This window comes from Psychromonas sp. SA13A, from assembly GCF_011378715.1.
Lineage (GTDB): Bacteria > Pseudomonadota > Gammaproteobacteria > Enterobacterales > Psychromonadaceae > Psychromonas.
This window is the reverse complement of sequence record NZ_WTKU01000005.1, coordinates 38,594-56,086: the sequence shown is the minus strand read 5'-3', so window position 1 is coordinate 56,086 and position 17,493 is coordinate 38,594. Positions and strand designations below refer to the sequence as shown.

Sequence of the window (17,493 nt, the reverse complement as noted above, 5' to 3'; positions counted from 1 at the left end):
ATAATTACACCTTATAAAATATGAGCATGTTCACTGGATTCCATTTTATGATGGATATTTCAAAAGTAGCATGCTCAAAAAATGAATTTATCAATTTTAAATTATTAAAGGGAATTATTCATGTCTGAAATTGCTTCAGAACATCAATCGAAACCGCCTGAGCAAGATATCACAGCCAATCTTAATGTATTTCAGCAACTACTTGCTGGCTCTCAAATGCTATTTGTTGCCTTTGGTGCGTTGGTCTTAATGCCATTGATCACAGGATTAGACCCTAATGTCGCATTATTTACTGCGGGTATTGGTACGCTCTTGTTTCAATTGGTAACAAAAGGACAGGTACCAATCTTTTTAGCCTCTTCTTTTGCATTTATTGCCCCCATTGCCTATGGGGTTCAAACTTGGGGTATTCCAGCGACTATGTCAGGCTTATTTGCTGCTGGCGTTGTTTATATGCTGATGTCTTATGCAGTGAAGCTTAAAGGTGTTGATTTTATACATCGGTTATTACCTCCAGTTGTTGTGGGGCCTGTGATCATGGTGATTGGTCTTGGCCTTGCTCCTGTTGCTGTTAATATGGCGCTCGGTAAAACGGGTGATGCAAGTATGGTATTAATTGAACAAGATATCGCGATGATTATCTCTTTTTCTTCTTTAATTACCACACTATTAGTATCAACCTTAGCAAGAGGGATCTTTAAATTAGTACCTATTTTTTGCGGTGTGATTGTTGGTTATTTATTATCACTATTTTTCGGTATTCTTGATTTCAGCGCGATTTCTGAAGCTGCTTGGTTAAGTGTTCCACAGTTTGTTACACCCGAGTGGAATTGGCATGCTGTATTATTCATGATCCCAGTAGCTATAGCACCAGCGGTTGAACATGTGGGCGATATTCTTGCTATTAGTAACGTCACCGGTAAAGACTACCTTAAAAAACCAGGATTACATCGTACTCTGTTTGGTGATGGTATTGCGACCAGTGCTGCTTCGTTATTTGGTGGTCCACCTAATACAACTTATTCAGAAGTGACTGGTGCGGTCATGTTAACACGTAACTTTAATCCAAAAATAATGATGTGGGCTGCAGCCATTGCCATTTTATTAGCCTTTGTTGGTAAGTTTGGTGCTGTATTACAAACCATACCAGGTGCAGTCATGGGCGGCATCATGATGTTGTTATTTGGTACGATTGCTTCTGTTGGTTTAAATACAATGATCCGCCATCGCGTAGATCTATCACTGCCACGTAATATGTGTATTGTTTCAGTTACCTTAGTGTTTGGTATTGGTGGTATGGCACTTGGTATTGGTTCCTTTAGCCTGCAAGGTGTGAGCCTTTGCGGTATAGTGGCAATCTTACTGAATTTATTATTACCTCGTCACCGAGCGTAGTTTTTAATAGTTTAAGTATTCATGTATTGAAGTGCTTCCAATTGCTATTCACAATTAGTCGCATGAAGTAATCGCATGAAATATTACATCTAAAAAGAGGCTGATTATCAGCCTCTTTTTTTGCCTTTTTTATTTCTTTTTAATTTTTCGCAATGCTTTGTTTTTAATTACTTTTATTAAGCGGTAACGTTTACGTTGAAACTATCCTAAAATAGCAATATGACTGAATCTTCTATTACCTCTCTATCCGGTTTAATTCTATCGCGTCAGCAAGTTGAGACAGCGAATGGTGTTGATCTTATTTTTTGGTTAAGCACCGACCGCGGTCCTTGCAGACTTGTAGTACCACAACAACGTTATGTGTTTTTAATTGAACAGGAACAACTTGAGCAAGCGGAGCAAGTTTGGAAACAAGAAAACTGTCAACCTAATTTTATTCGTCCGCTTGATATTAAAACCTTTAATGGCAAAAAAGTATGTGCTATTTACACCTTTAAACAACAACTTCATAAATGGTGCCAATTAGCGTTAATGCAACAAAGTATTGCCACCTATGAAGGAGATATTAAACTCAGCGACCGATTTTTAATGGAGCGCTTCATTTATGGCTTGGTGAAAGTTTCTGGTCAAATTGAATGGTTGGGCAAGTATTGGTCATGCCAGCAAGCAACTTTATCTAATGAAATTAATCCCGATGCCATTAGCGCCAATGTAACTTTAAAGATGGTGTCACTCGATGTGGAATGTAGCCCTCAAAGTGAACTATATAGTATCGCATTGAGTATGCATAATGTCGGTGACAAAAAGCAAGCACACCATACGGTATTGATGATAGGAAGGCCCCAATCTGCTAACGATATTAATATTATTTGGGTTAAAGATGAACGGTCATTATTATTGCAATTAATTGCTTGGTTTGAACAATATGATCCCGATGCGATCATCGGTTGGGCAGTTGCGAACTTTGATATGCGTTTATTAGCACAACGTGCTCAAATTCTTAATGTCCCATTAACCATTGGTCGAGATGGTAGTGCCTTAAAATGGTTAACACATAGAGACGATCCCGATAGTGGCTCCGTCATACTAAACGGACGCGTGGTGTTAGATGGTATCGACGCATTAAAGAATGCCAGTTTACATTTTGAAAGCTATAGCTTGGAATTTGTCAGCCAGAGTTTATTTGGTGAAGGTAAGTTAATTGAAACCAATAGTGATAAAGGGTTAGAGATTAAACGCCAATTTGAGCAGGAGCCTGTCACACTTGCACGTTACAACTTGCAGGACTGTTTATTAGTTGAGCGTATTTTTGAAGATAAACAACTCGCAGAATATACGATCCAACGAGCACGATTAACAGGGCTCGCTTTAGATAGAAGGGGAGCATCAGTTGCCGCCTTTACTAATTTATATTTACCATTATTACACCGTAGCGGTTATATCGCACCTAATCTAGGAGATGTTCAAGCACAACATTCTCCCGGCGGGTTTGTGATGGATTCGATTCCAGGTTTGTATGAGTGGGTGTTAGTACTTGATTTTAAATCGCTTTATCCAAATATCATTCGCAGCTTTAAAATTGATCCAATGGGCATGATTGAAGGTTTATTAGCGCCTGAAGAAGAAACTATTCCAGGGTTTAGAGGGGCAAGGTTTAGCCGAACTGAACACCATTTACCTAGTTTATTAAATACATTAACCAGCGCGCGAGAGCAAGCCAAAAAAGAAAAAAATAATGCATTTCAGCATGCAATAAAAATTATTATGAACAGTATGTATGGGGTATTAGGATCTGCAGGGTGTCGGTTTCATGATACGCGCTTAGCCAGTTCAATCACCTTGCGCGGCCATCAAATTATGCAACAAACTGCGCGCTTTATTGAAAACAAAGGGCAAAAAGTCATCTATGGGGATACTGATTCAACTTTTGTTTATCTTAAAGATTGTAATAATTTACAACAAGCGAATGAAATAGGTCAACAATTAGCCTTAGACATTAATCAGTATTGGGCAGATTTATTACGGCAGGACTTTGACCTTGACTGCTTTTTAGAGATTGAGTTTGAAACGGCTTTTTCTAAATTTTTTATGCCAACTTTACGTGGCCAAGATACCGGCTCTAAGAAACGCTATGCAGGGTTAACCGCCACAGAAAGCGGTGAAAAAATGGTATTTAAAGGATTGGAAACCGTACGCTCAGATTGGACTGAATTAGCACAAACATTTCAGAAAACGTTATATCAAAAAATATTTGCCGAGTTACCGGTGGAAGCATATATCACTGATACCATTGAGCAACTAAAACAAGGTTTATTAGATGATAAGCTCGTCTATCATAAAAGGTTGCGCCGTCCTTTGGCTGATTATATTAAAAACATTCCCCCGCAAGTACGTGCCGCACGGTTAGCAGATCAACAAAATGCAGCGTTGGGGTTACCACTTCGCTATCAGCAACGGGGGCGCATTGGTTATTTATTAACAGTAAATGGGCCAGAGCCACAAGAGTATTGTCATTCTGATATTGATTATCAGCAGTATATTGATAAACAACTAAAACCTATTGCGGAGGCAATTTTGCCTGTATTAGGTAAAGATTTTAATATGATCACGTCGGATCAAATGTCTCTATTTTAGAGATGGAGGGGACTGCTATTAAGCCAGTTAGTTTGTGCTTTAGACAAAAGTTATCAAGACTAAGTGTCAAGGTTAAGTATCGAAAGTAGGAGGTGTTGTTCCCGGCAATGCTTAAATACAGTAGAAAGTGAAATAATAAAAGCGCCGAAGTGTTTACTGGAAGCTTCGGCACTTGATTTAGGTATGGCTCATCAGTTGATAAATTAATAGCTTAATAAGCTAATAGGTTATTTACTCTCACTTACCAGTTGCTACAGATGATCGTTTGAGTCATTGTTAATAAGGCGCTGGGTACTTTTTAAATATCGTATTGATATCACTTAACGCTTGTTCAGATAAAGGCGCTTTAAATGCCTCGATATTCTCTTTTAATTGCGTCATTTTAGTTGCGCCAATAATGGTCGAAGTCACTCCATCTATTTGGTCGCACCATTTCAAGGCCAATTGTGCTGTGGTAATGCCATTCTGATGGGCGATATCTTGATAAGCTTTTACTGCTGCTTCACTTTCAGGCGTATCTCTAAATAAACCATTACGCTGCTTAATGCTCCAACGACTCCCTGCTGGGCATTGCCCATCTAAATACTTACCACTTAGCATACCCGTTGCTAATGGTGACCAAGGTAAGTACGCAATATCTTCATGCACACAGTTTTCAATTAAATATGGCCAATCTTTGGTATGTAATAAATTAAACTCATTTTGAATCGATACCATACGCGGTAAGTTATGCTGTTCACTAAGTTTTAAGAAGCTATTAATGCCCCAAGGTGTATCGTCTGATAAACCGCAGTATCTTATTTTCCCAGCTTTAACACACTTATCTAAACCTTGAAGTATATCGAGCATCGAATCTGTTTGTTGTGCTGTCTTACTATCAGAGAATTTAAACGTATTAGGTGTATGACGTCCAAAATGAGGAGACTGGCGATTTGGCCAATGTAATTGGTAAAGGTCAATGTAATCCGTTTGTAAGCGTTTTAAAGAAGCTTCTACTGAACTAATCACTGCTTCACCTGTTATGTCGCCGCCGTTTCTTACCCAAGGTAGCCCTGATCCGGCAATTTTAGAGGCTAAAATAATATCTTTACGTTGACTGGCATTATTATGTAAATAATGTCCAATGATTGATTCTGTTTTTCCATATGTATCAGCAGAAGGAGGTACTGCGTACATTTCAGCGGTATCGATGAAATTAATACCCTGCGTTAATGCATAGTCTATTTGCTGGTCTGCATCTTGTTGATTATTCTGCAACCCCCAGGTCATGCTTCCTAAACAAATTCGAGAAACTGATTCACCACTGCTGCCTAACGTTGAAAACTGCATATTCACCCTTTTATGTCTTGAAAAAGACCCTTAATGTAACTGCTTATGAAGCTGTTGTATATTATCCAATTGATGAAAAATAGAGTGATAATTATTATCGTCAATGTTTTTTTATCATTAAATCGACTAAATCATCACGAAAATGGCTATTTAATCTCATATTTTATAGAAAGTGCTTTTTAATCTTGTTTTTTATGTAAATTTTTATCGAATTATTTTAAATAATGAGTTAAAAAGACTAGGTATGGTTTTTTATTTAATCGTAGATAAAAGTCTCCCGTACTTAATATTTAAAATTAGTTTTTTGTAGTTATAAATAAGCCTATAACGGCATAGCAATACTGTCATGATTGGAGAATTAAAATGGCACACTCAAATAGAAACTCTCTACAAACTGAAGATGAGACTCAAGATATCACTGATTTTTTTCCTGAAGATGATTGGGATGAAAACAATGCATCGATGAAGAAAAAACAAGCATTATTAAACGATAGAAAAAGAGGCAAAGTTCGCCGTAGTATTGAAGAATTAAAAGAAAGAAGACGTTTAAAAGAACTATTAGGTGATGATTACGACGACTTAGATTACTTAGATAGTTAATATATTTTTATAGATAAATTAAGAATTTTGCTTTGTAACTTACTTACAAAAAGTTAGATTCATTAAATATTAATTTAGTGATTTAGCTTAAGTCAAAGTACAGGGCAAATTATCGTTTTATCTGTTAAAAAGGGTTGATGGAAACATTAGCCTTTTTTTTACATTTATTTTTCTACACTTATTATGCTAATTTAGAATTCAATTGATTTTACAACTGCCATTCTAAGGTATTAAGCTATTCCACCACATTTAACCAAGCTGCTTTGTTCATTTTCTTACTATTCATATGATTCTGTTAGTGATGTCACTAAACCCGATAGTAATTAATATCGATCAGCCATACCAATTTAGCGCTGAATATGGCCTAATATTGTTAGGCAAAAATCAGTTAGTTATATATGAAAGAACAATTAATTAACAAAATTAATATACCTTATCGTATTCCATTAATAGAATCGTTTTCGGTGTGTTTTAATTCTTATCCTCATTTAAAAAGTGATCATCAGTAAGGGATTCCGCATGAAAGTATTAGCATTGGCAGCCAGTAATTCAAAAAACTCAATGAATCGGAAGTTAGCAAACTACACCGCACATTTAATAGAAGGAGCTGAAGTAGAATTATTGGATCTTAATGATTTTGAAATGCCAATTTACAGTATTCAACGAGAAGTAGAGTTAGGAAAGCCACAACAGGCACAGGACTTTTACGATAAAATTACCGAAGCTGACGCGATTGTCATTTCTTATGCAGAGCATAACGGGTCATTCACGGCGGCTTATAAAAACCTTTTCGACTGGACCTCACGTATCGATATTAAAGTGTATCAAAATAAACCGATGTTAATGTTGTCAGCTTCTCCTGGTCCAGGCGGTGCAGCATCGGTATTGGCCTCGGCGGTTGGTTCTGCTCCTTATTTTGCGGCTGATCTAAAAGGTTCGCTGTCTATGCCAAACTTTTTTGATAACTATAATATTGAAACTCGTTCGGTAAAGAATACAGAAATCGATGCCAAACTAAGAGATTTAGTTACACTGTTAGTTAATGATATAGGTGCTAGCACTGTAATTTAATTTTTATGTTTTGTTCCTCATAAAGATGCATTAATTTAATGCATCTTTATTGCACTTATCAAACGAATAAGCAGAGGGGCATGCTATATGTTTCTTGTGTCATTTTTTGGCTTATTTAATTTTTTACATAGTTAAATTTAGCATAGTTAAATCATGACATAGTTAAATCATTACATAATTAAATTTTGAAAATTTTGACATCGCTAAATTTCATCAGGTTCAAAAGCTTGGTTTGCTTTATCAAAAGCATCTTCTTTAGTTGGTTCATTTGACTCTTCAAATATTTTATCTAATTTCTCACTACCTTCTTGCCATAACTCTTTACTTGATTGTTTGCCATCCTTCCAAAGTTCTTCGCTAGTTTCTTTGCTTTTATCCCAAATTTCTTGGCTAGATTTTTTACTACTTTCCCAAAGTTCTTTGCTTTTTTCTTTGCTACTTTCCCACATTTTTTTGCTGGATTCTGTGCCTTCTTTCCAAGCACCAGTGGTGGTATCTTTTCCTGCTTCTATCGCATCTTGGCTGATTTTTTTACTTTTTTCCCAAACTTCTTCGCTGGATTTTTTAACTTCGTCCCAAGATTTAGTAGACTCAGTTTTTTTGGCTGCTGAAGTTTTATATAGCGTATCTGCGTTAATCACAGTGTCCACCGTTGCTTTTGCTTGGCTTACCTGTTTGGTGCTTAATGGTGCGTCAACCACTGTTATTGGAGAATCTTGGTTGATTTCATCGGCATTACAGGCCACAACAAATAGCACACTACATAGACATAATGATGATGTTACTTTTTTGGTTAGTTTCATATTTGGTTCTCTCGTTAAATTCTTTATCAAATGTACTATTTCAATGATTTTATAAATCTGTTGGGTTCTTTCAAAACAATGACATTTAATCAATCTGGCGTTCTATTAAGGTAAGCATATGACAATAATGCAAAGTAATACCAATATTATAAAAGACACATAGTCAAAAGTATTGTTTATTAGTCAAGCAATTGTGAACATAGTTGCAAATAAAAGCGTCCAATACTTGAATTATGGCAGTAGATAAAATACTGTCTATAAAAACAGTTGGAGTGTGCGTTGAAACTATATATTGCTGAAAAACCAAGTTTAGGGCGTGCCGTTGCAGACGCATTACCTAAACCACACCGAAAAGCCGATGGTTGTATTTATGCCGGAAATGGCGACGTGGTCAGTTGGTGTATCGGCCATTTATTAACGCAAGTTGACCCAGAAGCTTATGATCCCGCTTTTAAGCAATGGAAGTTTGAACACTTACCTATCATTCCCGTTCAGTGGAAGTTGAAGTCTGTTGCCAACACCAGCAAGCAATTAACGATTTTGAAAAAACTGATTAAACAAGCGGATCAACTTGTCCATGTTGGTGACCCCGACCGCGAAGGGCAACTTTTGGTTGATGAAGTGATTCATTTCAGCGGTGTTAAGGGGAAAAAATTAAAACAAGTCGAGCGTTGTTTAATAAGTGATTTAACGGTTAATGCAGTGAAACGTTCAATTCAAAATTTACGCTCAAATCAAGATTTTATTCCACTTTCAACCTCTGCTTTAGCGAGAACACGTGCGGATTGGTTATACGGTTTAAACCTGACACGGGCTTATACTTTATTAGCTCAAAAATCAGGCTATAAAGGCGTTATTTCAGTTGGTCGAGTACAAACACCTTTATTAGGATTAGTAGCAAGGCGTGACCATGAAATCGAGCAGTTTGTTAGTAAACCATTTTATGAAGTACTAGCGCATTTAAATGTTAATCAAGATAAAAGTACTCAACAACCTTTTACCGCTAAATGGCACCCTAGTGAAGCCTGCGCTCCTTATCAGGACTCAGAAGGGCGAGTGCTAGTTAAAGCCTTAGCTGAAAATGTTGCCGCACGTATTACAGATCAACCCGCCACTGTTATTAGCTTTATTAATAAAAATAAAAAGCAGGTTGCACCTTTACCTTATAATTTATCTGGGCTACAAATTGATGCCGCTAAACGTTTTGGCTACAGCGCACAACAAGTATTAGATGCCGCCCAAGCTCTTTATGAGCGATATAAACTAATTACCTATCCACGTTCAGATTCCCGTTATTTACCGCGTAATCATCATCAACAAGCTAAGTTTGTTACACAGGCAATTGCTAGCAACGAACCGCAAATGCAACAAGCGGTGCAGGGTGCTAACTTATCAATTAAAGGCCGTGCTTGGAATGACAGTAAGGTTGATGCGCACCACGCGATTATTCCGACAGATACTAAAAAATCCACTAGTTCATTAGATATTGTTGCTAAAAATATTTATCAATTGGTTGCTCGTCAGTACCTTAGTCAGTTTTATGATGATTATTGTTATGCAGAATGTATTGCTGAAATTGAAATAAATAAAGGGCTGTTCATCAGTAAAGCGAAGTCAAAGCAAAGTGACGGTTGGAAAGTTTTGTTTCCTCAAAAAGAAACTGAAAGCTTTTTACCGACATTAAAAAAAGGCCAGATATTATATTGTGAGCGTGGTGAAGTGATTGATAAAAATACACAACCTCCAGCACACTTTACTGATGCAACCTTACTCGCTGCGATGAGCAATATTGCACGTTTTGTTAAGGATGCTGAGCTAAAAAAAGTACTTAAAGAAACCGATGGTTTAGGCACTGAAGCGACTAGAGCTGGCATTATCGAGTTGTTGTTTAAGCGTCAATTTTTACAGCGCATTGGTAAAACGATTCAAGCAACAGAGGTTGGTAGAAAATTAATTGAGAGTCTTCCTGACAAATTAACCTTGCCAGATATGACTGCTTTGTGGGAAATGCAGTTAAATGCAATTAGTCAAAAGCAACAAAGTTATCTGGGGTTTGTCTCTCCATTACAAGAACAGCTTGGTGATATTATCAAAAAAGCGATTGCTGATGGCCCACAAGCATTAGTCAACCTGCCTGCAAGCCCTGCTGGGTTTAAAAAGTCATTTGCTAAAAGAAAACCAGCTGCTAAAAAAAGTGCTAGTGCTAGTAAAACCACAAAAACAAAAAGAGCTGCCACAAAATCTCGCTAAAGGTTTAATATCATTGTGAAATTCTTCGATATTATGGTAATTGTCTGATAATAAATAGCTAATAAACACGGCAATATTTAATGAGGGGCACTGCGATGCAAGATAATTTAAGCATAAGAGCATATAGCAAGCAGCGAAGAGGGCATGTGCACTGTTATCACCAGCTAGTTTTGCCGATATTAGGCACTATTATTATCGAGCTTGAAGGATACCAAGGTAAAGTCTCCGTTGGAGAGTGTGTTGTGATCCAATCCGATACCTTTCACTTATTCAGAGCCAATGAAGAAGCTCGATTTATTGTCGCAGACCTTAATCTATTACCTGATAATTTATTAAACATGGACTCTGTTGTTTTCTCTGTCTCTTCGCCACTTAGAAGTTATCTCTTTTTTATTGAAAAACAATTACAACACAAAGTCGATAGTTCGATTGAAAGCTTGATGCAGCAGATGTTTTTTCAACTGTTGCAGCAACAAAGAGTGGGCGAACAAATAGACTCTAGGGTGAGATCCGTAATTCAGCATATATCCGATGACCTATCATTAACATTCACTATTAATGGGTTAGCCGACATCGCTTGCTTGAGCCCAACACAATTTAAGAAAATATTTAAGCAGTCGATGGGTCAAAGTGTGCTGCAATATATAACGATTCAAAGAATGGAAAAGGCAAAGGCATTATTAACGCATACCGATGCACCAGTGCAGCTGATATCGGAACAAGTAGGATATGGAGATATCTCTGCTTTTAGTCGCCGCTTTTCACACTTTTTTGGTTTGTCACCTCGCCAATTAAGACGTTAATAAGTTCAATGCATAGATTCACCTGTAAATCTAACTTCATAAAGCCTAGTCTTATAAAACCTAACGCTATAAAAACAGTCTTGAAAAATGTAGTCTGATAAAACAATATAAGCGTCTTTTCTGCAAACTAATCTGTTAGCGGTAGATTTATACTTCGACTCATTAATCGTCTAAAGGATCAACATGAGCAAGTTAAGCATAACTAATAAGTCAGAAACATACGGTGTATCAGCTATCTTATTTGCTTCTTTATTATGGGGCACAACAGGCACGGCTGCATCGTTTGCATCTACCGTGAATCCACTAGCCATCGGATCCTTTTCTATGGGCGTCGGTGGTTTAATGTTAGCTATTGTTGGTGCGAAAAATCTACGACATGATGCAAAGTGCCTGCTAAAAGAAGGTAAACTACTTTGCATAGGGGCTATTGCCTTAGCCGTTTACCCATTAGCCTTTTATAGTTCAATGCGCTTATCGGGTGTCGCAATAGGCACGGTTATCTCAATCGCTAGTGCTCCTTTTTTTGTCGCCTTAATTGAGTGTCTTTTTAGCAAAAAAAATAACATCGACCGTCGTTGGGTACTGAGTTTATTTATCGGGTCTGTTGGCATTGTATTGTTAGCTAGTTCAGAAACAAACCTGACTGAACAGACCCTTGATGATTCAAGCAAAGTGATTGGTATCGCCCTTGGTTTTATTGCAGGTCTCACTTATGCACTTTATTCATGGGCCGCAAAAGCATTGATTAATCGCGGAATAAGTTCGAAATCAGCAATGGGTAGCATCTTTGGTATTGGTGCGGTACTGCTTCTCCCTATTTTATTATTGAATAGCAATGATCTGTTTGCGACACCCATCAATACTGCGGTGGTGCTTTATATCGCAGTAATACCTATGTTTATCGGTTATATTTGCTTTGGATATGGGCTTAACACTATTCATGCGAGCAAAGCCACTTTGTTGACTTTGTTTGAACCTGCCGTTGCTGCTGTATTTGCAGTGGTTGTGGTCGGAGAATCAATTTCTGTATTAGGGTGGGCTGGTGTTGTCCTTATTATGCTGTGCTTATTACTGCAGTCGTATAAGTCATAACTTAACATATTTCTGACAGCCTATTAATGCTCAAGTTAATAGGCTGACTAGCTTTTCTTCAGATTTATTTAGTTGATTAATTTAAAATTTTTTCTAAGTATGACCTCCTTCAGGGCTGATTTCTTCATTATTACTTCAGTAGAGGGTTATGTATCAATATTAACCACATTAATTGTTTCAACACCTGCTATTGCTTGGTGCTTTTCTTTTTCAATAGCAAAAACAACCAATGCAATTAAACGATAAAAACCATGAATAAATTTACCATAGGGCATGGAAAGAAAAAATGTCATGACAATACCTAAATGTAAGCTTAATACCAAACCTACCCATTGTGTATCCTTTACTAACATCAGTAAAAGCCCAGAAATACTAGTCAATAAAAGTAATGCGAGAAAACTCACATCCATGCCTTTATTGGTTTTTCCTTTCATTTCATTGGGTGCTCGATATTTGATCGAGAGTAAGCCAATCGGTCCTACAATTAATCCTATGCCACCCAGGATCCCAAATAGCTTTGGTAAGCTAATGTGGGTCTTTTTCTACCAGCCGCTTAAATACACCGCGCAATATATTAAAAGAGGCGCTGGATCAAGAGGCTGATCTCATTGTCGCAGGTGCACTTGTACATCAGAAGTTACATAAGCAAATGTTTGGTGGCGTAACGCAAAAATTATTACGCAACACTCATATTCCTCTGTTTATGATGGCATAACCCTCCATTCATTAGTCAACCTATTTAGTCAATCCAATAGCCAGTTTATTAGGCTTCTCTGAAAGATGGTGAACAGTGCTAGTTACTGTCACCATCTCCTATGAAAAATAGGAATACATTAATTTCCATGCTTTTGCTCATCTAACTAGCTGCTCAGTGTTATAGTCGCGGCCTTAATAATGATAAGGAAAAGTATGGAAATTTCACTAGAGGTCATGGCGTTTCTCGTTGCTGTTGCAACATTAGCCGGATTTATCGATGCAATGGCTGGTGGTGGGGGATTGTTGACCGTTCCTGCTTTACTCGCTGCGGGTATTCCACCTGCACAAGCATTAGCAACGAATAAACTACAAAGCTCTTTTGGTAGTTTCTCCGCAAGTTTATATTTTGTTCGTAATGGTATTGTGCAGTTAAAACCGATGCGTTTACCTATTTTATGTACCTTTGTCGGCGCCGCAATAGGGGCTGAAATCGTACAACATGTAAAAGCTGATTTATTATTGAGTATTATTCCAATTATACTGATTGCGATTTCAAGTTACTTTCTTTTCTCTTCTTCAATCACGCCACATCCTGACGATAAACCGAAACTGTCAGAAACTGCCTTTGCTTTTGTGATTGGTGGAAGTGTGGGGTTTTATGATGGATTTTTAGGTCCAGGTACGGGATCTATTTTTACGGTCTGTTTTGTTGCACTAGGGCGTTATGGCTTGATAGCAGCAACAGCGCGCACCAAAGTGTTAAATTTCACCTCAAATATAGCAGCGTTGCTGTTTTTTATAATTGCAGGGTTACCAATATGGGAGTTGGGATTATTGATGGCCATAGGCGGCTTTTTTGGCGCGCGTTTAGGTGCAAGAGTGGTGTTAGGTAATGGTCAAAAAATCATTCGACCATTAGTGATCATTATGTCGATGACCATGGCTATTAAGTTGTTATGGGAACAGCACTCGTTATGGCTTTTATCAATGTTTTAACTCTTTGGTTCTGATAATTGTTGGGCCGTAAGCAGATGTGAATTGGGCGATATAAAGGCCTTAACTGTTCAAAGGTAAAACAGTGTTTAGCTTGTATTTTCATGGTTTTTACAATAGAAAGTGGCACTAATGCAGGCGCTATACCGCCGAGTGCAAGTTGCGCTGAAGCGGTATAAGAGTCCATTTGCATTAGTGGCTCAATACCTAGTGTCGTTAATATATCTAACTGGTAACGGTTAGCTGGGTTCGATAGGTCATTGGTTAATATTTGCTTAGGCAGTGTTAATAATGCGGATTCGCTGACCAATACAAAAGGCTCTTGCCATAGACAAATCATTTTTAGTCCGTGATGTGCTGGGATCTGACCAGCACAAAAGCCGATCGTCGCTTTACCCGATTGCACGCGTTCAATAATCCTTGGGGTATGGTGGGTGCTAATACGAATAGCGGCATCCTGTTGACAATAATCCCCCATGATACTGGCAAGGTATCCTGCGACTAAGGTTTCCGAGCAAGCAAGGGAAATAATTGTTTCATCTTTTAACGTATGTTGTTCGTAAATACGTCCCTGTAATTCTTGAAATGTAGGCCCAATGCTAGCGATCAACTCATTCGCTGCAGGCGTTAAGCGTACATGCCGCCCATCAGGGGCAATCAACTTTTTACCTAATTTCTTTTCTAATAATGCGATACGTTTGCTTACCGCAGACTGGCTAATATAAAGCTGACTACCTACTCTGCTCATGGTTTTTTCATGGCTGAGCATTAACAACGTTTCAATGCCTTCAAGTAACATAAAATAAAGGGACCTAATATTTAAACAATAAATTATCAATGCTTATTTGGAATAGGCGAAAATACTATCGCAAAAAATAGCAACTAGCGAGTACGATAACAATAATCTTTAGGCTTATTTACTTATCGCTTGATCCCAGTAGGGCGGTGAACCGTAATAGTGCTCGATAAAATCAATAAAGCATCGAACTTTGTTAGGTAATAGTTTTCTATTAGCATAGACCGCATATAACCCCACTTGCTCAGGCTCGAAATCAGGTAATACTGGTATTAATTGACCTTTTTCAAGCGCCTCATGCACTATAAAAGTGGGTTGTAATATTAATCCTGCACCTGCTATAGCAGCTTCCGTTAATACGTCTCCATTATTACTATGGAATGCACCAAGGTCATTAGTATTTTTAGCTTTTAACCATTGATAAACGTCCCCTTTTCCTTCGATGTCCATATAACTGTAGTGGAGATAGCGATGATGTTTGAGCGCTTCAGGGTGGCTTGGTACGCCATTTTCTTGCAGATATTCAGGAGATGCACATAATATAAGACGAATAGGGGTGAGATATTTTGCAATTAAAGATGAGCTTTTAAGACGTCCAATACGTAATGCAATATCAACACCTTCTTCAACGATATCTACTTTACGATCGTTTAGCTGTAAATCGACATTCACTAACGGATATTGCATTTGAAAATCGGCAATTAATTTAGCCATGTGCCTTAAAGCAAAAGAGACAGGTGCATTGATACGAAGTGTGCCTTTAGGAGTTTGTTGTAATCCTCCTAACTGAGAATCCATTTCATCAATGCTTAACAATATTTGTTGTGCATGCTGAAAATAATGGGTCCCCGCCTCGGTTAAACTGACTTTACGTGTGGTTCTGTGTAATAAGCGCACATCTAATCGCTCTTCAAGTTTAGAAACATACTTACTGACAAGCTGTGGTGATAATTGCAAAGTTGTTGCCGCATTACTGAAACTACCTTCTATAACAACGGATACAAAAGCCCGCATCGCATCAATTCTATCCATTTTACTTGTTCCTTTAGCTGACTTATTTTATTTTTTAATTAACTATCTATTCAACTTTTCTATTTAAGTTATTCATTTGATTTTTTTATTTAATCAGCATAACTAATTTATTTATTACAAATTAAATCTTAAAAACTCAATTAACAACATTTTGTTGTTAATTATTCGTTATTATACATGTTACTCTTTTATTTTGTTGATAGTAAAGTACATACATCCCACAACAGGGGCAACACTATTAATTATTAACTTTATCAAGGAACAACCCATGAAATCATCATTGTTAAACAAAGTACTGTCATCTAAAGCAGGCGTTGCTGCATTAATACTACGTGCGCCAATTGGTCTTATTTTAGCTGCTCATGGTGCGCAAAAATTGTTTGCGTGGTTTGGGGGCTATGGACTAGAGGGGACTGGACAGTGGATGGCAAGTATAGGAATGACTCCAGGTTACCTAATGGCATTACTTGCTGGAAGTGCAGAGTTCTTTGGTGGATTAGCCATTCTATTAGGTTTGTTAACTCGTCCTGCGGCAGTGGTTGCGGCTTTCACTATGGTCGTCGCTATATTCTCCGTACACATTAATAATGGTTTATTTATGGCTAATAATGGGTATGAATATGCATTAACACTTTTAGTTGTATTGGTTGCTATCGCTGTACAAGGTGGTGGTAGTTATAGTCTTGATCACTTCTTACTTGAATTGAATAGTAAAAAGCAGAGTAAATAATTTAATTATTCCCTCTTTCTTACTTTATTCTTTCTTACGTAATTCATTGTTGCGACTCAGTGCGCGACAATGAATTATTAGTAAGTTTTGAGCTACTTTTAGACTTTTATCAGTCTACTTAAACACTTGATATTTTCGCTTAGCGAGCTTTACCAGTGTTGGACTCTGTAGCTAGCTAGTGCTCAATTGGACATCTTAAACCTAATTTATTGTTTTGGAGTTAATATGAAGAACGTAAATATCGCTTTTATTTCTCATGGTGGTGGCCCTATGCCATTGTTTGATGACCCTGCACATGCTGAAATGGTGTCTTATTTAAAATCGCTACCCCAAAAAATATCTAAACCAAGTGCTATTTTATTGATTAGTGCGCATTGGGAAACTGAACAGGTGATGATCACTGCGCACTCAAACCCTGAATTGCTCTACGATTACTACGGCTTTCCTGCCCCAGCATATGAAGTGAAATATCCAAGCCCAGGAGAACCTGAGCTTGCAAAACAAGTACAGCAGGTATTAAAGCAATCTGGCATACCAGCTAAACTTGAATATAAAAGAGGTTATGACCACGGTGTCTATGTTCCATTGACGTTAATGTATCCCGCTGCTGATATTCCTGTTATTCAGCTTTCATTAGTGAATAGTCTAGATCCTGCACTGCATCTAGCCATTGGAAAAGCACTACAGTTACTTGATTATGATAATTTACTAGTGATAGGGTCAGGCTTCTCATTTCATAATATGAAAGCATTCTTTGCACCTAATACGGCTGATAACCAATTAAAAAATCAACAGTTTGAAGATTGGTTAAGTATAACATTGAGCGACAAAAATATTCGCGAAGATGATCGTAATGAAAGAATGACAAACTGGGTTCAGGCTCCACATGCTCGCTATTGTCATCCACGAGAAGAACATTTATTACCTTTGCATGTTTGTTATGGGCTTGCGGGAAGAGCAAGTGATGAACATGAAAATATAACTATTCTTAACAAACAATCTAGCGCCTTTATATGGCATAGCCAAGTAAAATAATGCAATGAACGATTAAAATCATAGAGTTTGATCTCTTTATGTAATTGAATATGAAATGGATATTACTTAATCGTTTACTGGTACTTTTTAGCATTATATCAAGGAAATTAGGTTAAATTACCAAAGTATAGTGGCCTATTAAAATTAGTCATCACTGCCTCGGCTAGCCTATCAATAGATTCAATTTCATCATATTGATATATTGATATATTGATATATTGATTTTATTCCGTA

Annotated in this window: 15 protein-coding genes; 10 read left to right on the top strand and 5 right to left on the bottom strand. The window is 37.4% G+C overall.

What is annotated here, in order from left to right:
• Positions 1-120 precede the first annotated feature (120 nt).
• Positions 121-1,395, top strand: coding sequence for a uracil-xanthine permease family protein (locus GQR44_RS06660; RefSeq protein WP_166370543.1), 1,275 nt, complete (start codon positions 121-123; stop codon positions 1,393-1,395).
• Between the two features lie 219 nt (positions 1,396-1,614).
• Positions 1,615-4,029, top strand: a complete 2,415-nt coding sequence (locus tag GQR44_RS06655; RefSeq protein ID WP_166370541.1) for a DNA polymerase II — start codon at positions 1,615-1,617, stop codon at positions 4,027-4,029.
• Between the two features lie 276 nt (positions 4,030-4,305).
• Here GQR44_RS06655 and GQR44_RS06650 read toward each other — a convergent pair whose 3' ends face one another.
• Positions 4,306-5,358, bottom strand: coding sequence for an aldo/keto reductase (locus GQR44_RS06650; protein WP_166370539.1), 1,053 nt, complete (start codon positions 5,356-5,358; stop codon positions 4,306-4,308).
• Positions 5,359-5,721: 363 nt separating this feature from the next.
• Between GQR44_RS06650 and GQR44_RS06645 the strand changes: the two genes are divergently transcribed.
• Entirely contained in the window at positions 5,722-5,958 is a 237-nt protein-coding gene (locus tag GQR44_RS06645) for a hypothetical protein (protein WP_166370537.1), read from the top strand.
• Positions 5,959-6,477: 519 nt separating this feature from the next.
• Positions 6,478-7,029 carry an NAD(P)H-dependent oxidoreductase gene (locus GQR44_RS06640; protein WP_166370535.1) on the top strand — a complete coding sequence of 184 codons (552 nt, stop codon included), beginning with the start codon at positions 6,478-6,480 and terminating at the stop codon, positions 7,027-7,029.
• A gap of 203 nt (positions 7,030-7,232) precedes the next feature.
• On the opposite strand, the gene GQR44_RS06635 is transcribed toward GQR44_RS06640, so the two are convergent.
• Positions 7,233-7,832, bottom strand: a complete 600-nt coding sequence (locus GQR44_RS06635) for a hypothetical protein (protein WP_166370533.1) — start codon at positions 7,830-7,832, stop codon at positions 7,233-7,235.
• 279 nt (positions 7,833-8,111) lie between these two features.
• On the opposite strand from GQR44_RS06635, the gene GQR44_RS06630 reads away from it, so the two are divergent.
• From GQR44_RS06630 to GQR44_RS06620, 3 genes are all read left to right on the top strand, one after another.
• Positions 8,112-10,082 (top strand): DNA topoisomerase III, encoded by a 1,971-nt coding sequence (locus tag GQR44_RS06630; protein ID WP_166370531.1) that lies wholly within the window; start codon positions 8,112-8,114, stop codon positions 10,080-10,082.
• 95 nt (positions 10,083-10,177) lie between these two features.
• Positions 10,178-10,885: an AraC family transcriptional regulator gene (locus GQR44_RS06625; RefSeq protein WP_166370529.1), complete on the top strand. Its 708-nt coding sequence runs from the start codon at positions 10,178-10,180 to the stop codon at positions 10,883-10,885.
• A 183-nt stretch (positions 10,886-11,068) separates the two neighbouring features.
• The gene (locus tag GQR44_RS06620; protein WP_166370527.1) at positions 11,069-11,977 is read left to right on the top strand and encodes an EamA family transporter; all 909 of its coding nucleotides are present in this window, start codon (positions 11,069-11,071) and stop codon (positions 11,975-11,977) included.
• 146 nt (positions 11,978-12,123) lie between these two features.
• Here GQR44_RS06620 and GQR44_RS06615 read toward each other — a convergent pair whose 3' ends face one another.
• Positions 12,124-12,411 (bottom strand): hypothetical protein, encoded by a 288-nt coding sequence (locus GQR44_RS06615; RefSeq protein WP_166370525.1) that lies wholly within the window; start codon positions 12,409-12,411, stop codon positions 12,124-12,126.
• 475 nt (positions 12,412-12,886) lie between these two features.
• Between GQR44_RS06615 and GQR44_RS06605 the strand changes: the two genes are divergently transcribed.
• Complete coding sequence (locus GQR44_RS06605; RefSeq protein ID WP_166370523.1) at positions 12,887-13,669, top strand: TSUP family transporter; 783 nt, start codon at positions 12,887-12,889, stop codon at positions 13,667-13,669.
• On the opposite strand, the gene GQR44_RS06600 is transcribed toward GQR44_RS06605, so the two are convergent.
• Together GQR44_RS06600 and GQR44_RS06595 are read right to left on the bottom strand one after the other, a co-directional pair.
• Positions 13,620-14,465, bottom strand: coding sequence for a LysR family transcriptional regulator (locus tag GQR44_RS06600; protein ID WP_166370521.1), 846 nt, complete (start codon positions 14,463-14,465; stop codon positions 13,620-13,622). The genes GQR44_RS06605 and GQR44_RS06600 overlap by 50 nt on opposite strands.
• A gap of 114 nt (positions 14,466-14,579) precedes the next feature.
• Complete coding sequence (locus GQR44_RS06595; RefSeq protein WP_166370519.1) at positions 14,580-15,494, bottom strand: LysR family transcriptional regulator; 915 nt, start codon at positions 15,492-15,494, stop codon at positions 14,580-14,582.
• A 268-nt stretch (positions 15,495-15,762) separates the two neighbouring features.
• Between GQR44_RS06595 and GQR44_RS06590 the strand changes: the two genes are divergently transcribed.
• Together GQR44_RS06590 and GQR44_RS06585 are read left to right on the top strand one after the other, a co-directional pair.
• Positions 15,763-16,224, top strand: a complete 462-nt coding sequence (locus tag GQR44_RS06590; RefSeq protein WP_166370517.1) for a DoxX family protein — start codon at positions 15,763-15,765, stop codon at positions 16,222-16,224.
• Between the two features lie 225 nt (positions 16,225-16,449).
• Positions 16,450-17,259, top strand: coding sequence for a class III extradiol ring-cleavage dioxygenase (locus GQR44_RS06585; RefSeq protein WP_166370515.1), 810 nt, complete (start codon positions 16,450-16,452; stop codon positions 17,257-17,259).
• Positions 17,260-17,493 lie beyond the last annotated feature (234 nt).